Here is a 1360-nt window from a genome sequence, read left to right as displayed (position 1 = left end):
AACCATGTTCAGGCACCTGGAACGGGTGGTGGGTCTGCGCGTTCGGCCATGGTGCGTTCATCGACGCTCCCTGGCGTGACCGTTCCTGTCGCAGGCCGGCGCAGTGTTCGCGCAGGGCTGTCGGGCGTGGGATGTGGGGTGAGTGAAGTCGGTCGGCCGCTGCGGGGGCCTGCCGGGTGCTGATGTCCTTGCGGGTCATGTGCCGTTCTTCCTGCCGGGGTCGGGGTCGGGGTCGGGGTCGGGGTCGGGGCCGGTTCTGGTTCCGGGGCGGTCGGCGGCCGTCCAGGCGGCGTACTCCTGGCGGACGTAGAGGCGGCAGTTGGGGGTGAGTGTGATCGCGTCGGGGTGGTGCGGGCCGGCCACCAGGTCGGGATGGCGGCGGTCGTGCAGGACGAGTTGTTCGGCGGTTTCTGCGGCGGCAGCGACCGGGCCGGGGCGGGGGGCGTCCATGGCCATCCGGTCCATGAGGGCGGCGCGGCGTAGCAGCCAGGCGCGTTCGGCGGCCGGGGCATCGACCGGGGGGCCGATGGCGGGCCTGGCCTGACGGCCCTCGCGCTCGGCCCCGAGAGCGAGTACTTGGTGCATCTCGCGGCGTAGGTCCGGCGCCTTCGCGTATGCGTCGTGCGGGGGCGGGGCAGCGATGTCCTGGCCGCTGTCCGGGGTGACGTCCATGTTCACACCTCCGCCGGTACGCAGGGTCCGGCGCCGCAGCTTTGACACGGCACCGTGTCGTGGCCGGGGTCGAGGGCCGATGGGTGTGCCGCGGACCGCATGGGCACCTGGGCCGGGCCCGGGCAGCCGTCGATGGGGCAGGGCTTGTGGGTCGCGAAGGCCCACTCGGCGGGGGCGTCGGGTGGCCCGGCGCTGCAGCCGCCCCTGGTGATCCGTCGCTGTGCCACGGTGTCGGCTCCGGCCGAGCGTCGTAGCTCGTGCGGAATGTCCGGGCCGGTCATGGCGAGCACGGCAGGCAGGCGCGGACTTCGCGACCGCTGCACGTCTGGTGGACCTCGGTCGACTGGGCAAGGTACTGGACGATGCCGGTGCCTCGGCCGTGTTCGTCGGGGGCGACGTCGGGGTGGTGGCGCTCCACGGCCGTGCCGGAGTCACTGACCACAATCTGCAGAGTGCCGTGGTCGAGGGCGAGCAGCAGAGTCATGCGCTCATGGCCGTACTGGGCGGCGTTGGCGGCGAGTTCGTCGACGATGAGTACGGCGGAGTCCCGCTCGCTCGAGGGCACACTCCAGGTCGCCAGCAGATCGGCCGCGAAGTGACGAGCGGCGGGGACGTGTGCCTCCTGCGCGGGCAGGGTGAGCAGCGCCTGGTGGTCGCAGGGCTGGCCGGGCAGCGAACTCGGGCTGGG

The 1360-nt window shown here is 72.8% G+C and carries 3 protein-coding genes; all 3 read right to left on the bottom strand.

All coding sequences use genetic code 11. The features are described from left to right. On the bottom strand, nucleotides 1-199 hold a 199-nt coding region (locus AB0L95_RS42195; RefSeq protein WP_365171989.1), incomplete at its 3' end, for a hypothetical protein. Continuing rightward, nucleotides 196-672, bottom strand: a complete 477-nt coding sequence (locus AB0L95_RS42190; protein WP_365171987.1) for a hypothetical protein — start codon at nucleotides 670-672, stop codon at nucleotides 196-198. The genes AB0L95_RS42190 and AB0L95_RS42195, both read right to left, overlap by 4 nt. Before the next feature lie 277 nt (nucleotides 673-949). Next, a partial coding sequence (locus AB0L95_RS42185; protein WP_365171985.1) for an ATP-binding protein occupies nucleotides 950-1360 on the bottom strand: 411 nt, incomplete at its 5' end.

This window comes from Streptomyces sp. NPDC052036 (assembly GCF_040680495.1).
Classification (GTDB): Bacteria; Actinomycetota; Actinomycetes; order Streptomycetales; family Streptomycetaceae; genus Streptomyces.
The sequence above is the reverse complement of the archived record's forward strand: the minus strand, read 5'-3'. Positions and strand labels throughout refer to the sequence as shown.

Excerpts from the sequence above, each read along its gene's own strand:
- AB0L95_RS42190 (WP_365171987.1), bottom strand. The coding sequence starts at position 672 with ATGGACGTCACCCCGGACAGCGGCCAGGACATCGCTGCCCCGCCCCCG.